This window comes from Tumebacillus algifaecis (assembly GCF_002243515.1).
Taxonomy (GTDB): Bacteria; Bacillota; Bacilli; order Tumebacillales; family Tumebacillaceae; genus Tumebacillus_A; species Tumebacillus_A algifaecis.
Genome location: NZ_CP022657.1, coordinates 2,592,793 through 2,618,868 on the forward strand (window position 1 = coordinate 2,592,793; position 26,076 = coordinate 2,618,868).

Sequence of the window (26,076 nt, forward strand, 5' to 3'; positions counted from 1 at the left end):
TTCAATTCTACACGTTGCAAAAATACACCTGCCTTAAAATCTTTATTTCACAAAAAGAAAAAACCGGCTCTGCTACGCCGGTTTCTTCCTAAGCCTCTGCGGAAAAATTTTACGGAAGCGAAATTTCGGAGATCCGTTGCTCCGGATTATCCAGAAACGCCTGCACGATCGTTTCGAAATGCAGAAGCATCCGGTCGATCGTTTCCCGTTTAAACAGTTCGGTACTGTATTCGAACGATCCGACGAAGTGCCCTCCCGCATCCATCATCGTGATCGTAAAATCAAACTTCGACCCTTCCAGTGCCCCATCGACTCCATGCACCGTGAGGCCAGGCAGTTCCACATCGGAAGTTGGGAAGTTCTGCAACACGAACATGCTTTGATAGAGCGGTGTTTGACGCTGCAACGCTTCTGAGATCAGCACCTGCGGAATCATCTGGTGCTCAAAAGCGCCAAGCGTCGCCGCCCGGGTACGACGCAACAAGTCCCGCACGGTCGGATCGCCAGAGAGATCACCCCGAATCGGCGCGTTGCCGATGAAGAAGCCGATCAGATTCTCCAACTCTTTGCGATAGCGACCAGCGATCGGCGAGCCGACCGTGATATCATCGCCACCACCATTGCGCAATTGCATCGTCTGGAACGCGCTGAGCAGGTACATGAACGGCGTGATCGCATTTTGATCGCAGAACTGCTTGATTTGCGCCGTCAATTCTTCTGAGAAGCCAACTCGAATCCGGTCGCCCGTCTTCGCTGGCACTTCCGGACGTGGGAAGTCGGTCGGGTAGCTCGGCGGCTTCGCGTCGCCGAGGTGGTTGAGCCAGTATGCCATCTTGCGATCAAAGAACTCCCCTTGCATCCAGCCCCGCTGCCAGGCGGCAAAGTCTGCGTATTGGATGGTCAGTTCAGGCAACGGTGATGGCTGTCCGGACACATAGGCCGAATAGAGTACGGCAAATTCGTGGGAGAACACGCCCGTCGACCAGCCGTCGGTGATGATGTGATGCATATTTAGAATCCAAACGTGTTCTTCCTCATCGAATTTTAACAGCGCGCTGTACATCGGCGGCTCCGCTTCCAAGTCGAAGTTGCGACCCGCTTCGATTTCCATGTACCGTGCGACCTCCGCTTTGCGCTGCTCTTCGCTCAAGCCGGGCAGTTCGATCACGGTGAGCGGTGTCCAGTCTGGTGCCAACACGTTCTGACGCACGCCTTCACCCCGATCATACAAGACGGTGCGCAACGACTCGTGGCGACTGATGATCTCATTGAGCACTTTCTCCATCACCAAAACATCGAGCTTGCCTTTGAAGAGCATACCCGTCGGAATGTTGTAAATCGGCGTGCCCGGCGCCATGCGATCGAGTTGCCAGACTCGCTCTTGACCGAACGAGCAGACCAGTTCACCATTGCGGGAGACCGGAACAATCGGCGGGAAGTCCTCTTCTCGTTTATGGGTGAGCGCCACATCGATTTGCTCGGCAAGTTCTGCCACGGTCGGAGCTTCGAACAGGAGACGCAATGGCAATTGCACGTCGAACGCTTCATTGATCCGCGAAATGGTCTGTGTGGCCAACAGCGAATGACCGCCCGTCTCAAAGAAATTGTCACGGATGCCAATCTTCTCATGACCAAGCACGATCTGCCAGATCTGGCTCAATCGTTCTTCGACCTCGTTGCGCGGCGCTTCATACTGTCCCTTCAGCCCATAGTCGGCCGAATCGGGTGCAGGCAGCGCACGGCGGTCCACCTTACCGTTTTGCGTCAATGGCAGTTCGGAAAGCAGCACGAAAGCGGACGGCACCATGTAGTCGGGCAACAGATTTTTGAGATAGGTGCGCAGTTCGGACGCCATCGTGTCGTTGTCATCACCTACCACATAAGCGACCAGACGCTTGTCACCAGGGCGGTCTTCGCGGGCCAGCACGACGACAGCCTGCACGGACGGGTGCTCGCCAAGAATGCTTTCGATTTCCGCCAGTTCAATGCGGAAACCACGAATTTTCACCTGATGGTCGATTCGACCCATGAACTCCAAGCTCCCGTCGGACAGGTAACGCACCAAGTCTCCCGTCTTGTACAGCCGCGACCCGTCCGCTTTGAACGGATTGGCGATAAACATCGCTTCGGTCAACTCTGGGCGATTCAGATAGCCGCGTGCCAATCCCGGCCCTCCGACATGCAGTTCGCCCGGTACACCGACCGGAAGCGGTTGCAGATGGCGATCGAGCACGTACAATTCGTTGTTGTGAATGGCCGGGCCGATCGGCACCACCGCCGCCACCTGATCGGGATCGTTCATCCAAAGCGTGGCCGAAGCGACCGTATTCTCCGTCGGACCATACGCGTTGGCGAGCACGCAACCGGGCATTTTTTGTAAAAACTTCTTGGCGTGCGGTGCAGACATCACGTCACCGCCGACCGAGAGCAGTTTGAGGTGGCCGATGCTGTCCAGATTTGCGTCTGCCAACTGCGGCAACAGGCCAGAGGTCAACAGCGCCACGGTCACTTTTTCCTCAGCAAGCACGCGCACCACTTCATCGATCGTCGGTGTTTGCGCCGGAAACACGACCAGTTTCGCGCCATTGAGCAAGGCGCCCCACACTTCTGGCGTCGCCGCATCAAACGAGATCGCCGCCAGTTGCAAGAACACTTCATCCGCTCCGAACATCAGGTAGTTGCTGTTTTTCACCAATCGCGCGACCCCGCGATGCGGGATCAGCACGCCCTTCGGACGGCCTGTCGAACCTGACGTGTAGATCACGTAGGCAAGATGGTCGGGCGTCAAAGTCACATTGGGCGCCAACTTGCTCTGTGCCTCCACCTGCGACCAATCGCGGTCAAGACAGATCACCTCGGCACGATGTTCCGGCAACTCGGCCAGCAAACGCTCCTGTGTCAACAACACCTTGGCCCCGCTGTCTTCCAGCATGTAGGCGAGGCGTTCTTGCGGATAGGACGGGTCGAGTGGCACATACGCCCCACCTGCTTTGACAATCCCAAGCATTCCGATGACCATCTCGAGCGATCGCTCCACGCAGAGAGCAACGAGCACATCCGGCCCGACACCTTTTTGCTGCAGCATGTGTGCTAGCGCGTTCGCCCGTTCGTTCAACTCATCATAGGTGAGCGTTGCTCCGGCAAAACTCACAGCCACCTTGTGGGGAGAGCATGCCACCTGTTCCGTAAACATCTGTGGAATCGTCATGTCCTGCGGGTACTCGACCGCATTTTGATTCCACTGGACCAGTTGTTGGTGCAACTCCTCCTCCGTCAACAGCGACAAGGTCGCAATCTCTACATCGGGGTTGGCAACAATCGCTTCGATCAGTCGGGTGAAATGCCCGGTCATCCGCGAGATCGTCGCAGAATCAAACAAATCGACACTGTATTCAAAGTTCGCAACGATCCCGTGCGGGTGCTCGCTCATCGTCAGGTTAAGATCGAATTTGGCTGTGTTGAGGCCTGTCTCCAGGCCACTGATCGTCAGTTCGGATACTTTCTGCGCACCCACAGTTGCATTTGTCAGGCTGAACATCGTTTGAAACAAAGGCGTGTAGCTCAAGTTACGCTCTGGCTGAATCTCCTCGACCAGCTTTTCAAACGGCAGATCTTGATGCGCGTACGCCTCCAGCGCCGTGGTGCGCACACGCTGCAACAGCTCGCGGAAGGTCGGTCGATCGGACAGGTCGGTGCGCATGACAAGCGTGTTGACAAAAAAGCCGATCAGATCTTCGATCTGCCCGATGTTGCGCCCCGCGATCGGAGAACCGATGGTGATGTCATCCTGCCCCGTGTAGCGGTGTAGCAACACCGTATAGGCTGCCAGCATCATCATGTACATCGTGACGTTTTCCTGTTTTGCTCGTTCGCTCAACTTATCGATCAGCTTTTTAGGCAACGTAAACGGCATGAAGGCCCCGCGGTGATTCGGCACCGCCGGACGCGGGCGATCGGTTGGCAGTTGGAGCACTGGCGGATGATCGCCCAACTTCCCTTTCCAATAGGAGATCTGCCGTTCTAGCTCTTCACCTGCCAGATGCTGCATTTGCCAGTTGGTAAAATCGACATACTGGATCGGCAATTCAGGAAGCGGAGAAGGCAAGCCCCTGGAAAATGCTTCGTACAGCACCCCCACTTCCTTTTGCATCACCCCGCACGACCAGCCGTCGGAGATGATATGATGCATCGTCAGCAGCATGACATGGTCCTGCTCATCCAATTTTAACAGCGTCGATCGGATCAGCGGTCCTTTGGCCAGATTGAACGGACGGTTGGAATCTTCAGCGGCCAGCTTGCTCACTTGTTCCATCCGCGACTCGGCAGGAAGATGACGCAAATCGACAACGGGCATGGCAAACGGAATCTCTGGCAGCACAACCTGCACCGGCGCGCCATTTTCTTCTGCAAATACAGTGCGCAGCGTCTCGTGGCGCACCACGACCTCCTGCAAACTGCGCCTCATCGCCTCAATATTGAGATTGCCCAACATCCGCAAGGCAAACGGAATGTTATACATCGCACTGCCCGGCATCAACTTGTCAAGAAACCACAACCTCTGCTGTGCATACGACGCCGGAAAGACAAATGCCCCTTCTTCCAAAATCGCCTGGTTGCCTGAATGTTCCATTTCCCCTACCTCCTGGCTCTATCAAAATCCCAGTTCAACTGTTATCTAATTAATAGTCATTCGTTCTCCTTTCTATTTCTTTCTAAATCCAATCTAAACCTTCTGAAACTTTAAAAGTTCATAAAAAACGAGCCTCCCCACCGCCCGATCGGGCGATCGAAAACGCTCATTTTTCTTGCTACCGAACCAAAATCATTTTATCTGGATCATCGCGGTGCAACTTGTAAAAGGCAACCGCTTTTTCAATATAGGAATGGAAGTCGGGACACTTGATGCCTGCCGATTGCAGTACCCGTTGCGCCTCCGTTGCGTCATACTCGGCTTGGCAGGAAAAATAGACGATCGTCTCCTTTTCCACTTTTACAAATCGCCGGAACGCACCGATTGCCAAGGCAGAGCCGATCAGCGCCGACGGAAGTGTATACGTAGGCTTTTTGCCGATCAGCTCTTGGCAGATTCGCTCATACACCTCGCGCGCCCGATACGGATCAGGATCGGTCAGATGAAACACGCCGTCTGCCGCCTCGTCAGCATGAGCCAAATACACGGTCGCCTCCACGATATAGTCGATCGGCACCAGATTGATCCTCGCTTCCGAAGCGCCGACATAGGGTAGCGGGAATTTCGCAAACGCATCGAGGAAGCGCATCACAAAATACGGTCCGTCAAATTTGGCCGTTTCGCCCGTCTTTGAATCGCCCATCACGATGCCGGGACGAATGATCGTCACCGGAAGATCGGATCGCAGTTCCTGCACTCGTAATTCCGCCTCATACTTCGTCGCTTCGTAGTGATTTTTAAACTGCTGCCCCACGCTGAGCTCCGTTTCCAATATCCGTCCTGTGCGATCACCCGAAACATAGGCGGTCGAAAAATAAACGAAGCGCCGCAAATTGTGCAGACGTCTGACAAACTGGCAGACCTGCTCCGTGCCCTGCACATTGACCCGATAGGCGATGTCCTGCGGCACGGCCAGATCATAGACGGCAGCCAGGTGGAACACATGCGTCACACGGTCTTCCAGCTCATCAAGGTAATCCTCCCCGATCGCCAACCCTGTTTCGGTGATGTTGCCTGCGATCAGCACGAACCGCTCAGGATCGGCACCTTCTGCCTGGCACAGCTCATTCACCGCAGCCTGTGCCATTTCCACTCGATAGGGCTGTACCAACAGCTCAAAGCGCGCCGTTACATCTTTGTGCACCAGACTCGCGATCAGGCGGCTGGCGATAAAACCGGGAAAACCGGTGAAAAAATACGTATTCTGCACCTCTACCCTCTCCCTTCGGCATTCGGCAACAAGCTCGCGACAACCATCCGCTTACGATGTTGTAGACGTACTCGTGCCTACTTGCTCCTCAATGATCCTGTTTATGACACCGTAGCGATTGGCTCATCGCACGCCACATCACGAAGCGCGGGCATACGAGGGGCTGCTTCGCAACTTAGGCATCGATCAGCATGCTTCGCCGATCAATCGGTAGTCAAGTTCGGCAAGTCTTGACGTGATCTTGCGCTATGCGCGTCTCACTTCGATTCGCACAGGCAAGCATCTGACGGAACAACGCGCGTTTGTCCAGAGAGCAACAGCTCGGACAGCCCGGCTTTCAGCTCCTGTAATCCTTTGCGCCCGCGTTGCTCTGCGGCGATCTTCTGGTCAAAACCGCGCAAAATTTCCCCGATCCGCTTTTGTTCATCGAGAGGTGGCAGCGCGATCTGCAACTCCTCTTTAAACACTTCACTCGGCACGCGCTGGCGTCCCGTCGTGCCGCCCATCCGCGACATCGCATAGCTGCGCACCCGCTCGCTGCGCACCGTGTAGTAGAGAAATTCGGGGAGGATCTGCTCGGGCGACGGAGAGAGGACGATAAACTCCGTCGAGCCGACACCATAATTGCTCGGCAAGTCCTGCACCAGCCCGATCTTGCCATTTTCCGTGCAAGGCGTGATGCGAGCAAACAGCACGTCGCCGCTTTTAAAGCGCGAGCCACCTGGAGACTTGACCTCTCGCTCCAGAAGGTACTGAATATCGGGCAAAGTCGTGTCGAGCGCCGCCATTTCGATATATGGGTAGGTCTCACCTCTGTTCAACCGATAGCCAGGGTTGACCTTACACACTTTTTTGAGCGGCAGCGCCTGCCACGAAGCGGGCAACTCACCCAACTCGGTCTGCCGAAAGCTCTCGTGCCCGATCCCCTTTTGCAAAAGGAGATCCATCGTCCCTTGTTTGACCTCCTGCGTTTGTGCAAGTATCGCATCCGTCTTGACGAGCGCCTGATCGATCGAAGCGAGAATCTCCGCAATCCGACGTTGCTCTTTCAGCGTGGGCAAGTCGATCAGAATGCCCTCCACATCTTTCGCGCTCAGATTGGCAGGAGCACCGCCTGAAGCGAGCATGCGCAACGTTTTCTGAAAGGAGGCGCTTTTCACAAGCTGGGCCAAAAAATCGACGGAGAGCTGCGACTCATCGACCAAGAAGCGTCCGACGCGCTGGTTGAGCAGACTGGGTGTGTGCGCTTCTGTCACCTGCGCCGAAAAACCGATCGATCCGGACAGCCCGAGCAGCAGATCCCCCGGTTCGAGCAGGAAGCGTTCCAAGCCGAGCAACAACTCGTCCGGATAGCACACGGCGTCAGACAGATCAAGCCCTGCCTCCTTCATGTTCGACATGCGGACGATCGGGATGCCTCGATCTGTAAACGCAGCACTTTTAAAGGCGAAACCGCCCTGCAGGCGGCAGACGGAGCCCAAAGCGACCTGTTGCCAATCGTGGCGCTGGTCGGTCATGACAGCCCCAACTCCTTTAAGTATCCATACACCGTGCTAGTGATCTCCTCGCGCTCCGCTTCCAGCCGTCGCAGATTGGCGACCGCCTGCTCCAGATCGATCCGGTCGCCACGCTCACCGCTCTCCACATAGCGGGAGATGTTCAGGTTGTAGTCCTGTCCGCGAATGTCGGAGAGCGCGACCACCTTGCAGTATCCCGTTTGATCTTGAAACTGTTGGTAGGCGCCCACGATGTTCCTCAGATCTTCTTCGCGCAGGAAATTTTGATTTTTGCGAGCCTGATAGCCGTTCATCGCCTGAATCAGCAGCACTTTTTCCCGTCGCTCCGGTGGTTTGTTTTTCGAGAACACCAGAATCGAAGCCGGGATGCCCGTGCCGAAAAACAGGTTGGGCGGCAAGGCGATCACCGCTTCAAACAGGTCCGCTTCCAGCAGGGCTTTGCGAATCGGCTGTTCTTGCCCGCCGCGGAACAACACTCCATTTGGCATCACGACCGCCAATTTTCCCGTTTCATTGAGCGTGGCAATCATATGCTGTACAAACGCGAAATCACCATAGGAATGGCTGGGCAGTCCGTACTCAAAACGACCAAAGCGGTCCTCGCGCGCTTCCTCCAGCCCCCAATTTTTCAAAGAGAAGGGGGGATTGGCGATCACGCGGTCATAGCGTTTTAAGCGACTGCCTTCGGTGAGCTTAGGCGTGCGGATCGTGTCGCCAAACTCGATCTGGTGGTCGATCAAGCCGTGTAGAAGCAGATTCATTTTGCAGATCGCCCACGTGTTCATGTTCTTTTCCTGCCCGTGCAAGGTCAACTGCCGCTCCTGGCCGCCGCTGCGCTCCACATGCTTGGCGCATTCGATCAGCATTCCGCCCGAGCCGCAGGTCGGGTCGCAGATCATCATGCCAGCTTGTGGATCTAGCAGTTCGACGAGCAGTTGCACGACCTTGTGCGGCGTATAGTATTCGCCGCCTTTTTTACCAGCGTCATCGGCAAACTGCGCGATCAGATACTCGTAGGCCGCCCCTAAAATGTCCGGTTTTTCCAGATTGGAGTTGCCAAGGGGAGGGTTTCAAACTGGTGAATCAGCTGGGACAGCGTGCCGTCGGTGAGCGTCTTCACATCAAAATCGATCGTTTCCAGCACCCCTTCAAGCTTGTCCCGATTCGCTTTTTCAATGGCGGAAAACGCCAAATTGAGCTTTTTCCCCACCGCTGTGCGATACCGCTGTAGATCGAACCACAACGCATCTTCTGGTAGAAAAAACTGATGGGCTGTCGGCTCATACATCGCGAGGTGCAAATTGCCCGTTTGCGCGAAGATGCGCGCCGCTTCCTCTAAAAACACGTCGGACAGCCGTTTGAGAAACAACATGCCGAAAATATAGATTTTATAATCGGACGAGTCAACCGACCCCCGCAAAATGTTGGCCGCTTCCCACAGATGGGACTCTAATTGCTGTTGCGTCACGAGCGGCTGTGAACAATTCTCAATCTCTGTATGTAAATGAGTTAAATACTCGGCGGTTATCTGATCCATCGGGGAGCCTCCTACTTACGTGCAACCATTTCTCCACAACAGAAGAATATTTGACGCACTCAGGCGCATTCCTTCAAACGACACTTTTCATTTCGTGAAAAAAAGCCATTGGCACATCGCGGCCAATGGCTTTCTCGTGCATTTACACCTGTAAGAGCTCTGCTTCGGTCTTGAACACGCGATCGATCGTCGCACCGCCCAAGCAGACATCACCATCGTACAGAACGACCGATTGGCCTGGGGTGACCGCTTTTTGCGGTTGGTCAAACACGACCACACAGGTGTTGTTAGGATGAAGGTGCACGGTGACACCTTGGTCCGGCTGACGATAGCGGAATTTAGCTGTGCAGGTGAAGGTCTGCGGACGGTTCACCTCGGAGAACAGGTTGAGATCTGTCGCATACAATCCGCGTGAGAACAACTCCTCATGTTCACCTTGCTCCACATACAGCACATTGCGCTCCAAATCTTTCCCAACCACAAACCACGGATCACCCGAGCCACCGATGCCAAGCCCGTGACGTTGACCAAGGGTGTAGTACATTAGGCCGTCATGACGGCCTTTCACTTCCCCGGACAATGTCTGCATCTCCCCCGGTTGGGCCGGCAGGTAGTTGCTCAAGAACTCTTTAAAATTGCGCTCTCCAATGAAGCAAATGCCGGTCGAATCCTTTTTCTTCGCGGTGGCCAGACCTGCTTCTTCAGCGATCTTGCGCACTTCCGGTTTCGGCAGGTCGCCGATCGGAAACATCGCTTTGGAAAGCTGATATTGACTGAGCTGGTTGAGAAAATAGGTCTGATCCTTGTTCTGATCAACACCGCGCAACAAACGATATTCCCCGCCTTGCTGCTCCACGCGGGCATAATGCCCAGTCGCGATATAATCAGCTCCGAGATCGAGCGCCGCATCAAGAAACTCCTTAAACTTGATCTCGCGGTTGCACAGCACGTCCGGATTGGGCGTGCGGCCTTTTCTATATTCGTCGAGGAAGTAGGAGAACACTTTCTCGTAATATTCCTTCTCAAAATTCACCGTGTAATACGGGATGCCGATGTTATCACAAACGCGGCGCACGTCAGCAAAGTCATCCTCCGCCGTACAGTGGCCAAATTCGTCGGTGTCATCCCAATTTTTCATGAATACGCCAATCACATCGTACCCCTGTTGCTTGAGCAGCCAAGCGGTGACGGAGGAATCGACGCCCCCTGACATGCCCACGACAACCCGGGTTTCTTCCGGTCTATTACTCATATGCATCCCCAATCTAAAGAAAACGTTCTGTGTTTGTACCATAGACTATGTTGTCCATTTTAGCAAGGGTCTATTTTGATATTCCATATAAGATAAAATCGCATAGTTCCTCAACTACCTGTTCACGGTCATGCTCGCCTGCTTCCAGCACCAGCGTGTAATAGGCCATCTGATCGACCAAGGAAATGATCATCTGCGACACCAATAGCGGTGAACAGGTACGCAGTTCGCACGCTTCTTGCCCTTGTTTTAGCAGGTCAACAACGCGGGTACCGAGGATGTCACAAAACGAGCGGTATTTAAACAGTTGGAACTCGTGCCCCCGCCGGAGCGATAGACTTGCAGCAATTCTTTTTTATCAGCCAAGGCGTTGAAAATGGACCTGATGATCGTTCTTAGCACATCATCCCCGACCAGACTGTTGCCGCTGATACGCTCTACCTCTTCCCAGAGCAGGTCGGTTGTGTTGCGGAACAACTCCGTCAAAACGGACTCCAAGGAATCAAAGTACAGATAAAACGTTCCGCGAGCCATCTCACACGCCTTCACAATGTCGCTTACTGTGGTCTGCTCATAGCCCTTTTCGGCAAAGAGCCGTGCTGCTTCGGCCAGGATTCGCTCTTGGCGCGCTTCCTTTTTCTGTACATGCAATGGTCACACCTCAAATCTTTAAAAAAAGGGGCGTTCGCACGCCCCTTTCCCTAGTATTGTACCGCTTCTTCTTTCGGAACGGAAGATTTTTTCGATCGCTTCAGCGGCCACCAGTTCGCTTCACCAAACAAGATGGCAGTAGCAGGGACGATCAGTCCCATCACGATTGTGGTGTAGAGGATCAATCCGAGCAATACGGTCGCACCGATCTGCACCATCGAAGCCACACCGGAAAAGACGAGTGCGGCGAACGTGCCACCCATGATCACCGCGGCAGAAATGATCACACCGCCAGTGGTCGTCATCGCGCGTTTCATCGAGGTCATCACATCTTGGGAGTGTAGATACTCTTCACGGAAACGCGCCATCAGGAAGATCGAGTAATCGACCCCCAGAGCTACTAACAGCATGAACGCGAAGAAGGAGACGGTCCATGACAAGCCCGGCTGCCCGAGAAGATCGACGAAGATCCATTCGATGATCCCCATCGTCACCAGATAGGAGAACGCGAGCGATACCAGCAAGTAGATCGGTGCCAGCACCGAACGGAGCAACAGCGCGAGCACGATGTAAATCCCGATCAGGATCAATGCGCCCGTGCGGATGAAGTCCGCCTTCGAAATTCCGGAAAGTTCACTATATTGCGCGGTCGTGCCGGTGAACTTGATCTGCGGGTTTTTCAAAGCTGTTCCGTACGCTCCTTGTTCAATCGCCGAGCGAATCTGATCGAGCATGTTGATCGCGTCATTGGAATACGGGTTGATCGCGAGCACCACTTCGAGTTTCGCCACTTTGCCATCTGGCGACAAGTAGCTGTCGAACGCCTTCTTCAGGTCATCATTTTCGGCAACCATCTCCGGCGGCAGGTACCAGCCATCGATCTGCTTTGCACCATTTTCGACCATGCCCGTCTGTGCATCTTTGACTTGTGTTAAGCCATCAGCAATCTGACCGAGCGCGTTCGTGCCTTCGCCGAGCCCTTTGTTCAGGTCATTGAGGCCCGACTTCAATTCACCGACCCCACCGCCGGCTTGTTTCGTGCCGTCAGCCAGTTGGGTTTGACCGTCTTTGATCAGGTTCAAAGCGGAAACCGATTGGTTTAAGCCTTGCGCCAGTTGACCCATCTGCGCTGGAAGCGCCTGAACGCCTTTTTGCATTTGTCCTTGTGCGGCGGCGATCTGTCCGAGACCATTGGCGATCTCGCCCGTGCCGTCTACAAACTGCTTCATGCCTGGGTCGATCTGAGCCAACCCTTTTTGCGACTCTGACAACCCTTGCGTCACGCCCTGCTGTTTGCCTTGCAGGCTCAAGAACGCAGGATCGTTCGCCAACTGCGGGTAGTTTTGCAGGAGTTGTTGCAGGTCTGCAGACATCGACGCTGTCGTTTGCTGCAAAGTGCCAAGACCGTTCACTGCTCCATTCAAACCATCCTTCGTCTGTTGCAGACCGCCATTGATCTGTTGCAGGCCCCGTTGCATCTCAGTCGAGCTGGCCTGAAGCTTACCAAGCCCTCCGCCAAGCTCTTGTAGCTGCGGCAGACCTGCTTGAATCTGCTGCGCACCTTGCTTGAGACCTTGTGCGATCTGCTCGGTGCCCTTAGCGATTTCTGTTTGCTTCGATGCGATCGTGCCCAGACCATCTTCGAGTTTGACAATATCGCCTTGCCCGTTCGTAAGTCCGGACGATGCTTCGCTTAGACCGTCCTTCAACTCGCGAACACCCGATCTCATCTCACCAAGCGCATCGTTGACTTGATTCAACTGCTTGCTGAGCACAAGTTCCTCAAGCTGCTCCCCGAGTGGGCGTGCAGCGCTGCGAACTTCTTTGACATTCGGAACCTGGCTGGCATTGGCAGAGATCTTCTCCAGTGCCGCCAAGCTTTCTGCATTGCGCATCGATTCATCTGAAGTGATCGCCACCGTCACTGGGAACATCTCCCCTGAAGAGAAGGCGTTCTCAATGGTGCGGAAACCTTTTACCGAGCCGATCTCCGGATCGATCTCGGCGATCTCATCAAACGAGCGCTCGTTTTGGAACAGCAGGGTGAGCGGTGCGAGAATGATCACCGTGATCAACAGCACGAGCAGCGGCTTTCGCGAAACGAGCGACGCCATGCCGCCCCACAATTTCGAATCGCCGTGCCCTTGACCAGGTTTGATCTGAAACGGCCAGTACATCTTCGGCCCTAAGATCATCATCAGCGCCGGGGTCAGCGTCAAGCCAGCGATCAATGTGGCCGCCATCCCGATCGCCACGCCGACTGCCGATTGGTACAAACCGAATTTCGCAAATCCGATCATGAAAAAGCCAATCAAAACGGTCGAAGCCGAGAAAATAACCGTTTTACCAACCGTCTTCATCGTTTTCACCAGCGCATCCACGCGGTCCAATCCATTGGACAACTCTTCTCGGAAGCGGTGGATCAACAGGATACAATAGTCGGTTCCTGCACCGAACAAGACGGCCACGAGGAAGGTCTCCGTAAATGAGGAGACTGGCATCCCGAATTCTGTCGCCAGCGCCACCAGACCACGGGACAGGATAAACGACAGCCCGATGGTCAACAAGGGCACAAACGGCGCAATTGGAGAGCGGAAAACCACCAGCAAGATCGCGAGCACCAGACCGATCGTCAGGAACTCCGTCTTGCGCAAACCATCTTTCGAAGTGGTCATGTAGTCCTTCATGATGGCAGCGCCGCCTGTCACATAGGCTTGTGCACCTTCCGGGACTTCCGAAAGTCGCTCACGAAGCAAGTCAATGCTGGTTTGCGTCACTTCCGCTTGACCTTCACGCGGGAAACCGACGAGGAGCATCTGTGTCGTTTTGTCTTTGCTTTCAAACTTGTCGGCCAGCGACGGTTCTTCGTAGGCTGTTTGAGTGTTCTCGATACCGAGAGCTGATTTGTCTCGAATCAATTCTTCCCATTTTCCCTTCAACCAATCGCGGTCGTTTGCGGTCAAACCGCCGTCACGGTGCATCACTACGATGGCCGATGACTTTGCTTGATCATCTTGTGAGATCTGCTCCAGCAACTGTTTGGCCTGCTCTGATTCAGCGTCAGAAGGTACAAACGCCGATTCTGTCTCTGCGACGATCTTCCCAAGATCGGGCATCACAAAAACTGAACCTGCGACCAGCGCCACCCACAAGAGCACCACAAACCAGCGGGCCTTCGCCAAGCCGCGAATCCATGTTTCGATCAAAGGTTTCTCCCCTCCTTGACAGGACAAATGACACCGTGTCATTTTTAATCACAAGAGTTACTATACAGCGACAAATGACACGGTGTCAACATGAAAACAAAAAAGACCCAGTTCAATGAACTGAGTCTTACTTTGCCTAGCGGCGTCCTACTCTCCCAGGACCCTGCGATCCAAGTACCATACCTCCGCTCTCGCTTCGGTGGTTCTTCGCTCCACTTCGAACGTGGCACTTTTTCTATTGACCTTGGACAACGAAAAAGACCCAGTTCAGTGAACTGAGTCTTACTTTGCCTAGCGGCGTCCTACTCTCCCAGGACCCTGCGGTCCAAGTACCATACCTCCGCTTTCGCTCCGGTGGTTCTTCGCTCCGCTTCGAACGCGGCACTTTTTCTATTGACCTTGAACAACAAAAAAGACCCAGTTCATTGAACTGAGTCCTTCTCTTTGCCTAGCGGCGTCCTACTCTCCCAGGACCCTGCGGTCCAAGTACCATCGGCTCTGAGGAGCTTAACTTCTGTGTTCGGGATGGGAACAGGTGTGACCTCCACGACATTACCACTAGACGTACAAAATGGTGGGCCCAAGAAGATTCGAACTTCCGACCTCACGATTATCAGTCGTGCGCTCTAGCCAACTGAGCTATGGGCCCATTGTGGAGCGGATGATGGGAATCGAACCCACGCTGTCGGCTTGGGAAGCCGAAGTTCTACCATTGAACTACATCCGCAAATGGAGGAGAGCAAGGGATTCGAACCCTCGATACTGTTTCCAGTATACTCCCTTAGCAGGGGAGCGCCTTCGACCGACTCGGCCAACTCTCCGTGAAACATCATATGAAAATGGCGGAGCTGACGGGATTCGAACCCGCGGTCTCCCGCGTGACAGGCGGGCATGTTAGGCCACTACACCACAGCTCCATGTGGTTGCGGGGACAGGACTTGAACCTGCGACCTTCGGGTTATGAGCCCGACGAGCTGCCAACTGCTCCACCCCGCGATGATATGATGTTAGAGTACCTATGCGTAACAGAATACCGCTACAATCAATCGGATTTACTCTATTGTAAAGATGGTGGAGGTTGACGGGATCGAACCGCCGACCCTCTGCTTGTAAGGCAGATGCTCTCCCAGCTGAGCTAAACCTCCAAATGGTGACTCGTACGGGATTCGAACCCGTGAATGCCGCCTTGAAAGGGCGGTGAGTTAAGCCGCTTCTCCAACGAGCCTTACTGGCTCCCCGAACAGGACTCGAACCTGTGACCATCCGATTAACAGTCGGGCGCTCTACCAACTGAGCTATCGAGGAACAATGGTGGAGATAAGCGGATTCGAACCGCTGACCCCCTGCTTGCAAGGCAGGTGCTCTACCAACTGAGCTATACCCCCACAAAATGGCGTGCCTTGAGGGATTCGAACCCCCGGCCTTTTGATTCGTAGTCAAACGCTCTATCCAGCTGAGCTAAAGGCACATGTGAATCGAATAAAAGTGGTGCGGATGAAGGGACTCGAACCCCCACGGTCGCCCGCTGGTACCTAAAACCAGTGCGTCTGCCAATTCCGCCACATCCGCATACATAAAGTGGCTGGGGAGGAAGGGATCGAACCTTCGCATGACGGAGTCAAAGTCCGTTGCCTTACCGCTTGGCGACTCCCCACCGGCTGAGTTTATAATTTACCACATATCGCAATGCGAATCAAGTGGTAGTTGTTGTAAGAGTGGCAGGGGCAGTAGGACTTGAACCCACGACATCCGGTTTTGGAGACCGACGTTCTACCAACTGAACTATACCCCTGTATCGTGAGAACCATTCTATCACAGCCTGCATCTTCGGTCAAGCATTAATTTGTTGCCCGCCTGACGAGATATAATGTACCATGATTAGATTCCCCTTTTCAACAGCCGTGATCGAACAAAATGGCAGATTATCGTCAATTGACAACATCTAGGCTCATTTCTCTTCTCCAGAAACCATAAATCGTCCGGCACCTTCAAAGTCGCATGTTGCATAGCTTGGTAACAGCGAAGGAAGGTGAAACTGGCTCATGATGAACAATAACAACGGCAATCCGCTTGATCAGATGCGCGGACTTGGCAACATGAACGAAGGGTTACGCCGCATGTTCGGCCCACAGTTTTTGCAAAACGTCATGAAGCAGCTTCCGATGGCTGAGCTCAACAAATTACAAGCAATGCCCGATTGGCAAGGTCTGTTCGGCGGTCAAGGTTTGCATGGCACCGATGTGATGCATGACAGCCAGTTCCCGCGCATCGACATCTATCAGACCCGTCAGGAAGTTGTCGCGATCATCGAAGTACCCGGCTTAGAATCGGCCAACGACGTCAAAGTGGATGTGCAACCGGAGGAGCTGACCGTCTCGGGGTCGCTAGCCGGCCGTTTCCTCAACTTTGCCAAGGATCGCTTTCACTTGGATGAGCGGTTTCGCGGCTCCTTTGAGCGCAGCGTCACACTTCCCCACCGCGTTCGCCAGCAACAGGCACGTGCGCAGTACAAAAACGGCCTGCTCGAAGTGCGAATGATCAAAGATACTCGCAAAGGTCCGAAAAGACGCGGCCATAGCGTGCCGATCACTTTTTAATCACAAGCAATCGGCACAAAAAGACCGCAGTCGCTCCGCTGCGGTCTTTCCTATCCCTCTACGTCCAGAGGTCCTCGCCGTCATACAGGTCAGCTTCGGACGGTTCTTCTACATTGATTTCCCCCGTTTGAAACGCCTCGTGGTACCAATAGGCGAGCGAATCGACCGCGTCCGACACGGGGAGCTTGGCCGTCTTGACATCGTTTAGGATCTCGAAGATATGCTCGACGGTCATCCCTTGCGGCAGTTGATCTTGTTCGTTGTACACAGCTCTATCACCTCACCCCTCCAGTCTGCCCCACTCGCGCAGAAAATAAAAAAAGAAGTGTTCCAATGGAACACTTCCCAAGCGTTATCTATCTCAACGCTTATTCGGCAGCGTGAAAACTTACATTCTTCATCGGGGTAAACGTAGAGATTGCGTGCTTATAGACCATTTGCTGCTTGCCTTCTGACTCGACGATGATCGTGAAGTTGTCAAATGCTTTGACAACACCTCGAATTTGGAAACCGTTCACGAGGTAAATGATCACCGGAATGTTGTCCTTGCGGATTTGATTCAGAAAGTGATCTTGGATATTGATTTGTTGTTTGTTCAAAGTATTTACCCCCATCTCTTTTTATATAAGGTATTCGAACCCCTTCTACGAAATTCCTTCTAGCATGTTGCTGATTTTTCGTAAACATTCTGATTCGTTGAGGTGAGCTCCATCTTCGTTCAGATGGCCTCCATCGAACCAATGAATCCGTTCTTCACGCCGCCACCAAGACAGTTGCCGCTTGGCGTAGCGCCGCGATCCCTGTTTCACGCTTTCGACCGCTTCTTCGAACGTAGCACGCCCGTCGAGGAAATCGACGATCTCCTTGTAACCGATCGCCTGCATGCTTTGCAGGTCACGATGGTAACCTGCTGCTAATAAAGCTTTCACCTCTTCGACCAGCCCCTGCTCGATCATGATGTCCACTCGCCGATTGATGCGCTGATAGAGCTCCTGCCGATCTGCAAGGTTCAAACCGACCAGCACCGGGTCATAAGGCCCTTCCGTTGCCTGATTGGTGAACGATTGGGACAAAGGCACACCGGTCGCATGATGCACTTCCAGAGCTCGGATCACACGCTTTACATCATTTGGATGCAGACGTTCTGCAGTGATCGGATCGACCTCCTGCAGCCGTTTATGTAATGGATCGCCGCCTTGCTCCTCAGCTTGTTGCCAGAGCTGTTGACGAAACTCGGGGTCTTCTTTAGCTTCCGTAAAATCCATCGGATCGATCAGCGCTTTGACATACAGCATCGTACCGCCAACGATGATTGGCAGTTTGCCGCGCGCCTGAGTCTCTCGAATCATTCGATCTGCATACGCCTTAAACTCCACGACCGTATACGGCTGGTCTGGGTAGACGAGGTCGAGCCCAAAGTGCGGAACTCCTTCCATCTCCTCTGGCCGGATCTTTGCCGTGCCGATGTCCATGCCTTTGTAAATCTGCATCGAGTCGGCCGAGAGAATCTCGCCGTTCAAGGCTTTTGCACAGGCGAGGCTCAGCGCCGTTTTGCCAACGGCGGTGGGACCTACGATGATCAGAATTCTCGGTTTGTCTCCCATCATATGCGGTTCTCCTCCAGATCAATCACCCCATAATTTGTCGAGCCGGAAGATTTGCGTAAACGTTGGAACCCGAGGCGCGCAAATTCGGTGGAATACCAGCGCTCTTTCATCACGATGCGCCGTCTCGCCACACGCTTCGCCTCGCCGATCGCTTCCAGCAGGATCGGGCGATCATCGCCTAAGACGCGCATCGGTTCCATCGACTGCGACTTTAAAACGGTGTGGCGAAACATCGGGTCGAAATACACGATGTCCACCGAATTGTCCGGAAGCGTGCGCATATAGTCGAGATGGTCGGCTGCGACCACTTCGACGCGCCGCATCGCAACATTTACCGCTTGGACATCGACGGTGAATTCCTGCAGGCCACGCTGGACGATATAGGCGATAACCGGCGATGCTTCCACGCCGATCACCCTCCCTGTCTCGCCTACGACATGTGCAAAGACGATCGAGTCCGAGCCAAGGCCCAGCGTGCAGTCGAGAATCACATCGCCAGCCCGAGCTTCAGTATATTCGATCACGATATCATTCTCGCCAGATTTAAGCCGCTTAATTCTCGTATTGGCCATGCTGGGGTGAAAAAAGAATTCATTTTCTCCGATGTGCAACTTGACCCGTTCGGAGACGACGAGCAACGGATCACCGTACGTCTCCTGCATTTTGGCTAGAGAGTGCCTGTTGCGCTGGACGTACGTACCGCCGATCGCTTTGGCATACTCGTGCGCTTGTTTTACGTATTCATCGCGGACTTTCAGTCCGGTGGTTACGGTAATTGGACTGTGTTTCAACTACATCACCCTTTTGAATTGCTTTTCCAGATCATAGTTCGACATGTGGATGATGATCGGGCGTCCGTGCGGGCAGGTAAACGGGTTTTTCAACTCCCGCAACTGATCGCACAAAGCGATCATCTCAGGCATCGATAGCCACTGGTTCGCTTTGATCGCCGCTTTGCACGCTTTGGTGATCACTTTGTCTTCGATCAGTTGCAGTGGGCTTTTCGCACTGCCTTCCTGAAGCAGTTCATCGATCAGCTCCTGTAGGAGCCCCTGTGTGTTCAGCCCTTCCCAGATGTCGGGTACCGAACGGATCAGAAAGCTCCTGCCACCGAAGCTTTCCACCTCGATCTGGCATTCGGTCAGCGCCGGAATCTGTTCCTCCAACTGCGCCGCTTCGGCCGCTGTCAGTTCTAACGTGAGCGGAACCAGCAACGGCAACGGATTGATCTGACGAGCCGACAGCTTGCTCGAAAATTTCTCAAACAAAACTTTTTCATGCGCCGCATGTTGGTCGATTAGATACAGCCCCGTATCATCCTGTGCCACGATGTACATGCCCAACACCTGTGCGACCGGCTGAAACTGCGGGACGTTGGCACCCTCATGCCGTTCTGGTTCACCAACTGAGGTTGTCTCTTGTTGAGGAACCACTTCTTGGCGCGACACACTTGCCTGCTCGCTTGGTCGCCCATCAACAGACCGCGCCTGTCCATCCGACTGACCAGTCACCACTTCAGCTGCCCGGTCAGTTTTGTTCGAATGTGCAACACCGTCCGTCCGTTCTTCAGTCGGTCGGCGGTAGGCCCCCAATGCGGCATCGACCTGCTGACGAGTCAAAGTTGCATCGCGTTCTCGGCTGCGATCCTTGGCGCCATAAGAAGCGATCGGCGTTTCGCGCACGAGAGCGCCACCCTGTGGAAGCGATTCGCGATATTTCGGCCCGTTGGTGCCAGGCATGTATCGGGCCGGGCCGGGTGGAGTTGGTTCCGGCTGTCGAGCTGGGGAGATCACACGCAGATCCATCGTCTCTTGCGACGATTTTTCCTTCGGCTGCACATCGATCGATTTTGCTGTCGCCTTCGGAATAAAGGTCTGACCTTTTAAGGCATGTTCCACCGCCTGCTGTACGGCGGTCATCACGTCTTTTTCTTCCGAAAAGCGCACTTCCAACTTGTTGGGATGGACGTTCACATCGACCAAACCAGGATCGAGCGACAGCGACAACACCACGACAGGATAGCGATTGATCGGCAACAGCGTGTGGTAGGCCGACTGCACGGCATTCATCAATTGATAGCTTCTGACAAAGCGACCATTGATAAAAAAGGAACAATGGTTGCGATTGGCTCGGTTTAGTTCAGGGTATCCCACAACGCCTTCAATCTTGTAATCATAGGTTTCCCACTCGACAGGCACCATCTGCCGGGCCTGATCGCTGCCATAGATGGCGGCCACCGCATGCAGCAACTTCCCGTCACCTGGCGACTGAATCACCTGCCGTCCGTTGTGATACAGCCGAAACGAAATGTGCGGATGGGCCATCGCCATCCGATTGACATAGTCCAAAATGTGCCCGAGCTCCGTCTGAATCGACTTGAGGTACTTCAAGCGCGCGGGCGTGTTGAAAAACAGATCTCGAACGGCGATTTCCGTGCCCTTTTTGGCGGCGCATACATCATGAGCCACCAGTTTGCCCCCGTCGATCACCACCCGAGTGCCTTCGTTCGCCGCAAGCGTTCGCGTCTTCGCCTCCACCTTGGCCACCGAGGCGATCGACGGCAACGCCTCGCCGCGAAAGCCGAGCGTGCGGATGCGGAACAGGTCCTTATCCGTCTTGATCTTACTCGTCGCATGGCGTTCGAACGCTTTTAATGCGTCCTCGCGCTCCATGCCGACCCCGTTGTCCGAAACTTTGATCAGATCGAGGCCGCCTTGCTCAATTTCGACGATGATCTGCGTACTTTCCGCATCGATCGCATTTTCGAGCAGCTCTTTGATGACCGACGCCGGGCGTTCGACCACTTCTCCGGCGGCGATCTTGTTGGCGAGCAGGTCGCTCAGAACCTGAATGTTTCCCATCTATGCCTCGCTTTCCCGCGCTCGTTGCTGCAGTTGATAGATCAGATTGATCGCATCGAGCGGCGTCAATTTCATCACGTCAAGCGTGCGCAGTTCCGCCACGATCGGATGGTCGGCAGCCTGATCCGCAAACAAGGACAATTGCATCGAGTTAGCCGCTTCTTTTCCCGCTTTTTTCTTGCTCGGAGTCTCTTCAATAGCGGGTGCCGCCTCGCATTCCGCCTCCTCGCGCAAGATCATCGCACCGCCCAACTCCGCTTTGGGACGATACCCGCTCTGCTCGGCCCACTCCGGCTTGCCCTGCTCCAGTTCGGCCAAAATTTCCCGAGCTCGCACCAATACTTCCTGTGGTAGTCCGGCCAGTTTTGCCACTTGAATCCCGTATGAGCGGTCGGCCGCCTGCGGTAGAATCTTGCGCAAAAATACGATGCCTTCGCCTTGTTCCTGCACGTGCGTCGAATAGTGGCGCACCCCTGCAAACAGCTCCGTAAACTTCGTCAATTCATGATAATGTGTCGCAAACAACGTCTTTGCGCCCACCTTTGGATTTTGATGTAAAAATTCAACGACCGCCTGCGCGATGGAAATCCCGTCAAACGTCGAGGTTCCACGCCCGATCTCATCGAGGATGATCAAACTTTTCGGAGTCGCATGGTGCAAAATGTTGGCCAGTTCCACCATTTCGACCATAAATGTCGATTGTCCGCCAGCCAGATCGTCCGAAGCGCCGATGCGAGTAAACACGCGATCCACAATCCCGATCTCGGCGTGATCTGCCGGCACGAAGCAACCGATCTGAGCGAGCAATACGATCAGTGCCACCTGCCGCATGTAGGTTGATTTCCCCGCCATGTTCGGCCCTGTGATCAACGAAATCTGATGACTGGCATTGTCCAACACCGTATCGTTGGCAACAAAAGGTTCGCCCTTGAGCATCGCTTCCACCACCGGATGACGCCCTTCGGTGATCAAAATCCGATCATCGGTCGCAATCACAGGACGCACATAGCGGCGCTTCGCCGAAACGGTCGCCAGCGACTGCAACACGTCTACGAGCGCGATCGATTCGGCCGCCTGCTGAATCTTGGCCAGCCAAGTTGCGACCTCCTCCCGCACTTTGACAAACGTCTGGTACTCCAGATCGATCAATTTCTCTTCCGCTTCCAGAATCAGCGACTCTTTTTCCTTCAGTTCCGGCGTCACATAGCGCTCTCCATTGGTCAGCGTCTGTTTGCGCTCGTACGTGTCGGGCACATACTGCACATTCGTTCGCGACACTTCGATGTAGTAGCCAAACACCTTATTAAAGCCGACCTTGAGCGATTTGATGCCCGTCTTTTCGCGCTCGGTCGCTTCCAGGTTGGCAATCCAGCGCTTCCCTTCGCGGCTCGCCTGTTTCAGCGTGTCCAAGTACTCGTCAAACCCGTCTCGAATCACGCCACCATCTTTTAGCGAAACCGGAGGCTCGTCCACCACCGCGCGCTCAATCAGATCGACAACTGGCCCGAAATCTTCCATCCGCTCAGCGATTCCCTGCATCAGCCCGGACGCGGTGGCAGCGAGACGCTCTTTTACATGCGGCAAGATCGACAGCGACGATCCGATCGCCTGCAAATCCCTTGCATTGGCCGATCCGTACGCCACCCGCGCTACCAAGCGCTCCAGATCATAGACGAGATCGAGCAGTTGGCGCAGGTCTTCGCGCAGCAGCAGATGCTCGTGCAGTTCTCCTACCGCATCCAAGCGCTCCTCGATCCGCTGTTTGTTCGCCAGTGGCCGCTCGACAAAGCGACGTAAAAGCCTTCCGCCCATCGCCGTCACCGTCTCATCGAGAAGCCCGAGCAGTGCCCCATGCTTACCCTTGTCGCGAAGCGTCTCGATCAGCTCCAGATTGCGGCGTGAAAATGAGTCTAGCGTCATATATTCATCGCTCGTGATATAAGCGGGCATTTTCAAATGGCCTAAACTCCGCTTTTGCGTCGCGGACAGGTAAGACAGCAGCATCCCGGCCGCGGAGACTGCCAACGGGTACTGCGCCAGTCCGAACGAATCGACAGAGATCACGCCAAAATGCTCGAGCAGCGTTGCGCTGGCCCGATCATGGCGGTGAGTCTTCTCCCCGCCAGTGGTCAGAACCGTGCGCAACAGATCGTGCATGGTAATTGCATACTCGCTGTTCTCCTCTCCCGCCGGAACGACGACTTCGGCTGGCTGGAAGCGGATCATCTCATCGAGCATCGCCTGCTCATCTGCATGTTCCACAACTGACAATTCCCCCGTCGAGAGATCACAAAACGCCAACCCGAACATGCCGTCTTTGGGCACGACCGACGCGAGGTAAAGGTTGGTCTTTTCTTGAAGTGCTTTGCTTTCGATCACCGTGCCCGGCGTCACGACGCGCACGATCTCACGGCGCACGATGCCTTTAGCCGCCGATGCATCTTCCACCTGATCACAAATTGCCACCTTATAGCCTTTTTCCACCAAGCGTAGCACATAGTTCTCCGCCGAATGGTGTGGTACACCGCACATCGGAATTTTTTCATCCGACCCGCTACCCCGCCCGGTCAAGGTGATTTCGAGCTCCCGCGCAGCCGTCACCGCATCATCAAAAAACAGTTCATAAAAATCGCCTAAGCGAAAAAACAACAAGGCGTCGGGCGCCTGTGCTTTAGTATCCATATATTGCTGCATCATCGGTGTAAACTTCGCCATTCAGCTAAATCCTCCCGCTCTATGCTCATTCGTTGTCCATTATATCAAAAGTCGCGAAAATTAGTCCCTACCTTATTCAAACAAAAAAGCCTGATTCCTCTTGTGAGAAACCAGACTTTTCCATTCAATCATGTTCTTATGCTGAGCAAGTGGACGCGCTGCCGGTACAGCCTGCACTGGCGGAAACTCCGTCACAGCCAGTCGCGGGGCAGGATGAGCAACATCCGCCCTCCTGTTCCAGCACGATATCCAAACGACCCGACAGCGTCGCCGTCAAAATCTTCGTCACATGCTCAACCACTTCGGACAGCCCTTGCTGTGCGACCGAGAAATGTCGAACCACATCGAGCCCTTCCAGACTGTCGAGCAAGGTATCGACCGCCTCGCCTGCCGCTTGCTTTTGCTGCAATTCTGCAATCAGGTTCTGCGCTTCTTGGTTCTGATGCAGATCGCGTTCCGCTTGTTTAAAAATGGACATCTCCAGCGACCGCGTCACCATTGCGCCGATCTGTTCGGCACGTTCTGCGAGCACAGGATGTTCGGCGAGCACGTTGCTCATACGCCCACCCCCTGCGGAAGAATTTCACCACGCAAGTACCAAGTCTTGGCTTCGGTCACTTTCACATGGATCAGTTGGCCGATCAGCTCTTTCGAACCTACGATATGCACCAGTTTGTTCGACTCGGTACGCGCTTGCAGCACGTCTGCATTCGTCTTCGATTCGCCTTCCACCAACACTTCCAGCACTTGACCGATCAGCTTTTGGTTTTGCTCCAGCGAAATCTTGTCTTGCACATCATTCAGGCGGTACAGGCGTTGTTTTTTATCCGCTTCCGAGACATCATCGGGCAGACGGGTAGCCGGCGTGCCAGCGCGCGGAGAGTAGACGAACGTGTAGGCGCCTTCATAACGCACCTCTTCAATCAAGGTCACCGTTTCTTGGAACTGCTCTTCCGTCTCGCCTGGGAAACCGACGATGATGTCTGTGGTCAGCGCAACATCCGGAATGCGAGTTTTGATCCGGTTGACCAGATCGAGGTACTCTTCACGGGTGTACCCGCGCTTCATCCGGCGCAACACCTGCGAGGAGCCAGACTGCACCGGCAGATGGATGTAGTTTGGAATCTTCTTGTGACGAGCGATCGTATCGATCAGCTTGTCGGTGAAATTCCACGGGTTGGAGGTGGTGAAACGGATGCGTTCGATCCCTTCCACCTGCGCAGCCATCTCCAGCAGATCAGCAAAATCAACATCCTGCAGATCGATGCCGTAATCATTGACGTTTTGGCCGAGCAACGTGATCTCTTTGTAACCGTCCGCCGCCAACTGCTGGATCTCTTCGATCACATCTTGCGGCAGGCGGGAACGCTCTTCGCCGCGGGTAAACGGCACGATGCAATAGGTGCAAAACTTGTTGCAGCCATACTGAATGTTCACCCATGCGCGCACATCATCTTTGCGAACTCTCGGCAGATTTTCGATCGTGCCCTCATGCGCTGCATCCCAGACCTCAAAAATCGTCTCCTTGCTGTGGTGCGCCTCTTCGACCAAGCCAGGCAACACATGGATGTTGTGCGTACCAAAGACGAGGTCAACATGCGGGTGTGTGGTGCGGATGCGGTCACGAACTACTTCTTCCTGTGCCATGCATCCGCACAGACCGATGATCAGGTTCGGATTTCTCGCTTTCAACGGCTTCAAGGAACCGAGGTTGCCCCAGACTTTGTCCTCCGCGTTTTCACGAACGGCGCAGGTGTTATACAAAATAAAATCGGCATCAAGCATCTCACGAGCTGCCTTATAGCCCATCTCTTCCAGCATCCCGGACATGATCTCAGTATCATGTTCGTTCATCTGACAGCCGTGTGTGCGAATAAAATAGGATTTCCCCTCACCCAGGCGGCCAACTTCCTTGGCGATCTCGCGGTAATCGACGCGCTGTCGCTCCGCAATCGTCGGGCGGTGCGTGTCAGCAGCATGCTGGTCCAGATCGTCTATATGAATGAAACCTTCGTTGTTTGCGCTCATCAGAATCCCCTTCCTCTACTCGTTGACTAACTGCCATTATATCGAAATTCGCAAGTGAAATACAAGACAAGTTAACCAACCTCCTACCATATGCTGTCGATCCACGCTTGTCATCTCGGGGACTGAGACGCAACGAGGGCAGGAACATCTCGAGGTGTCATTTGCTCTGGGGGACGTCGTAGCTTGCCATACGCTCGCACAAATC

Annotated in this window: 18 protein-coding genes, 13 tRNA genes and 1 rRNA gene; 1 reads left to right on the forward strand and 31 read right to left on the reverse strand. The window is 54.2% G+C overall.

Features of this window, described 5'->3' with window-relative positions; translation table 11 throughout:
* Window positions 1-109: 109 nt before the first annotated feature.
* The 23 genes from CIG75_RS10710 to CIG75_RS10810 all read right to left on the reverse strand — a co-directional run bounded on the left by CIG75_RS10710 (window position 110) and on the right by CIG75_RS10810 (window position 15,855).
* Window positions 110-4,630 (reverse strand): non-ribosomal peptide synthetase, encoded by a 4,521-nt coding sequence (locus tag CIG75_RS10710; protein WP_094236662.1) that lies wholly within the window; start codon window positions 4,628-4,630, stop codon window positions 110-112.
* 178 nt (window positions 4,631-4,808) lie between these two features.
* Complete coding sequence (locus tag CIG75_RS10715) at window positions 4,809-5,900, reverse strand: SDR family oxidoreductase (protein WP_094236663.1); 1,092 nt, start codon at window positions 5,898-5,900, stop codon at window positions 4,809-4,811.
* Window positions 5,901-6,157: 257 nt separating this feature from the next.
* Complete coding sequence (locus CIG75_RS10720) at window positions 6,158-7,417, reverse strand: restriction endonuclease subunit S (protein ID WP_094236664.1); 1,260 nt, start codon at window positions 7,415-7,417, stop codon at window positions 6,158-6,160.
* Window positions 7,414-8,463 carry an N-6 DNA methylase gene (locus CIG75_RS10725; RefSeq protein WP_322348613.1) on the reverse strand — a complete coding sequence of 350 codons (1,050 nt, stop codon included), beginning with the start codon at window positions 8,461-8,463 and terminating at the stop codon, window positions 7,414-7,416. The genes CIG75_RS10720 and CIG75_RS10725 overlap by 4 nt, the downstream gene beginning before the upstream one ends.
* Window positions 8,442-8,954, reverse strand: coding sequence for a type I restriction-modification system subunit M N-terminal domain-containing protein (locus CIG75_RS21530; RefSeq protein ID WP_322348581.1), 513 nt, complete (start codon window positions 8,952-8,954; stop codon window positions 8,442-8,444). Before CIG75_RS21530 ends, CIG75_RS10725 begins: the two co-directional genes overlap by 22 nt.
* Window positions 8,955-9,096: 142 nt before the next feature.
* Entirely contained in the window at window positions 9,097-10,206 is a 1,110-nt protein-coding gene (mnmA, locus tag CIG75_RS10730) for a tRNA 2-thiouridine(34) synthase MnmA (protein ID WP_094236665.1), read from the reverse strand.
* Window positions 10,207-10,276: 70 nt separating this feature from the next.
* Window positions 10,277-10,399 carry a hypothetical protein gene (locus tag CIG75_RS21435; protein WP_265415030.1) on the reverse strand — a complete coding sequence of 41 codons (123 nt, stop codon included), beginning with the start codon at window positions 10,397-10,399 and terminating at the stop codon, window positions 10,277-10,279.
* A 56-nt stretch (window positions 10,400-10,455) separates the two neighbouring features.
* Window positions 10,456-10,857: a TetR/AcrR family transcriptional regulator gene (locus tag CIG75_RS10735; RefSeq protein ID WP_094236666.1), complete on the reverse strand. Its 402-nt coding sequence runs from the start codon at window positions 10,855-10,857 to the stop codon at window positions 10,456-10,458.
* Between the two features lie 50 nt (window positions 10,858-10,907).
* Complete coding sequence (locus CIG75_RS10740) at window positions 10,908-14,063, reverse strand: MMPL family transporter (RefSeq protein WP_172844450.1); 3,156 nt, start codon at window positions 14,061-14,063, stop codon at window positions 10,908-10,910.
* Between the two features lie 446 nt (window positions 14,064-14,509).
* Window positions 14,510-14,626 (reverse strand): 5S ribosomal RNA (gene rrf / locus CIG75_RS10745).
* 9 nt (window positions 14,627-14,635) lie between these two features.
* Window positions 14,636-14,712: transfer RNA gene (locus CIG75_RS10750), tRNA-Ile, on the reverse strand.
* A 4-nt stretch (window positions 14,713-14,716) separates the two neighbouring features.
* Window positions 14,717-14,790 (reverse strand) — tRNA-Gly (locus CIG75_RS10755).
* A gap of 3 nt (window positions 14,791-14,793) precedes the next feature.
* A tRNA-Ser gene (locus CIG75_RS10760) sits at window positions 14,794-14,884 on the reverse strand.
* A gap of 19 nt (window positions 14,885-14,903) precedes the next feature.
* Window positions 14,904-14,980, reverse strand: a tRNA-Asp gene (locus CIG75_RS10765).
* Window positions 14,981-14,983: 3 nt separating this feature from the next.
* Window positions 14,984-15,059, reverse strand: a tRNA-Met gene (locus CIG75_RS10770).
* A gap of 73 nt (window positions 15,060-15,132) precedes the next feature.
* A tRNA-Val gene (locus tag CIG75_RS10775) sits at window positions 15,133-15,208 on the reverse strand.
* Between the two features lie 3 nt (window positions 15,209-15,211).
* A tRNA-Glu gene (locus tag CIG75_RS10780) sits at window positions 15,212-15,288 on the reverse strand.
* Between the two features lie 4 nt (window positions 15,289-15,292).
* Window positions 15,293-15,368, reverse strand: a tRNA-Asn gene (locus tag CIG75_RS10785).
* Between the two features lie 4 nt (window positions 15,369-15,372).
* Window positions 15,373-15,448 (reverse strand) — tRNA-Ala (locus CIG75_RS10790).
* Between the two features lie 6 nt (window positions 15,449-15,454).
* Window positions 15,455-15,531, reverse strand: a tRNA-Arg gene (locus CIG75_RS10795).
* A gap of 18 nt (window positions 15,532-15,549) precedes the next feature.
* Window positions 15,550-15,632 (reverse strand) — tRNA-Leu (locus tag CIG75_RS10800).
* 10 nt (window positions 15,633-15,642) lie between these two features.
* Window positions 15,643-15,717: transfer RNA gene (locus CIG75_RS10805), tRNA-Gln, on the reverse strand.
* 62 nt (window positions 15,718-15,779) lie between these two features.
* Window positions 15,780-15,855, reverse strand: a tRNA-Trp gene (locus CIG75_RS10810).
* Window positions 15,856-16,105: 250 nt separating this feature from the next.
* On the opposite strand from CIG75_RS10810, the gene CIG75_RS10815 reads away from it, so the two are divergent.
* On the forward strand, window positions 16,106-16,660 hold the full coding sequence (locus CIG75_RS10815) for an Hsp20/alpha crystallin family protein (protein WP_094236668.1): 555 nt from the start codon (window positions 16,106-16,108) through the stop codon (window positions 16,658-16,660).
* A gap of 58 nt (window positions 16,661-16,718) precedes the next feature.
* Here CIG75_RS10815 and CIG75_RS10820 read toward each other — a convergent pair whose 3' ends face one another.
* The 8 genes from CIG75_RS10820 to miaB all read right to left on the reverse strand — a co-directional run bounded on the left by CIG75_RS10820 (window position 16,719) and on the right by miaB (window position 25,871).
* Window positions 16,719-16,928 carry a hypothetical protein gene (locus CIG75_RS10820; RefSeq protein WP_094236669.1) on the reverse strand — a complete coding sequence of 70 codons (210 nt, stop codon included), beginning with the start codon at window positions 16,926-16,928 and terminating at the stop codon, window positions 16,719-16,721.
* 100 nt (window positions 16,929-17,028) lie between these two features.
* Window positions 17,029-17,259 (reverse strand): RNA chaperone Hfq, encoded by a 231-nt coding sequence (gene hfq, locus CIG75_RS10825; RefSeq protein ID WP_038094535.1) that lies wholly within the window; start codon window positions 17,257-17,259, stop codon window positions 17,029-17,031.
* A 45-nt stretch (window positions 17,260-17,304) separates the two neighbouring features.
* Complete coding sequence (gene miaA / locus CIG75_RS10830) at window positions 17,305-18,264, reverse strand: tRNA (adenosine(37)-N6)-dimethylallyltransferase MiaA (RefSeq protein ID WP_407701289.1); 960 nt, start codon at window positions 18,262-18,264, stop codon at window positions 17,305-17,307.
* Complete coding sequence (locus CIG75_RS10835) at window positions 18,264-19,058, reverse strand: class I SAM-dependent methyltransferase (RefSeq protein ID WP_094236671.1); 795 nt, start codon at window positions 19,056-19,058, stop codon at window positions 18,264-18,266. Before CIG75_RS10835 ends, miaA begins: the two co-directional genes overlap by 1 nt.
* The gene (gene mutL / locus CIG75_RS10840) at window positions 19,059-21,128 is read right to left on the reverse strand and encodes a DNA mismatch repair endonuclease MutL (protein ID WP_094236672.1); all 2,070 of its coding nucleotides are present in this window, start codon (window positions 21,126-21,128) and stop codon (window positions 19,059-19,061) included. It abuts the gene before it with no gap.
* Window positions 21,129-23,843, reverse strand: a complete 2,715-nt coding sequence (mutS, locus tag CIG75_RS10845) for a DNA mismatch repair protein MutS (RefSeq protein ID WP_172844451.1) — start codon at window positions 23,841-23,843, stop codon at window positions 21,129-21,131.
* Between the two features lie 136 nt (window positions 23,844-23,979).
* Window positions 23,980-24,402 carry a YlbF/YmcA family competence regulator gene (locus tag CIG75_RS10850; protein ID WP_094236673.1) on the reverse strand — a complete coding sequence of 141 codons (423 nt, stop codon included), beginning with the start codon at window positions 24,400-24,402 and terminating at the stop codon, window positions 23,980-23,982.
* Window positions 24,399-25,871, reverse strand: coding sequence for a tRNA (N6-isopentenyl adenosine(37)-C2)-methylthiotransferase MiaB (gene miaB / locus CIG75_RS10855; RefSeq protein ID WP_094236674.1), 1,473 nt, complete (start codon window positions 25,869-25,871; stop codon window positions 24,399-24,401). Before miaB ends, CIG75_RS10850 begins: the two co-directional genes overlap by 4 nt.
* Between the last annotated feature and the right edge of the window lie 205 nt (window positions 25,872-26,076).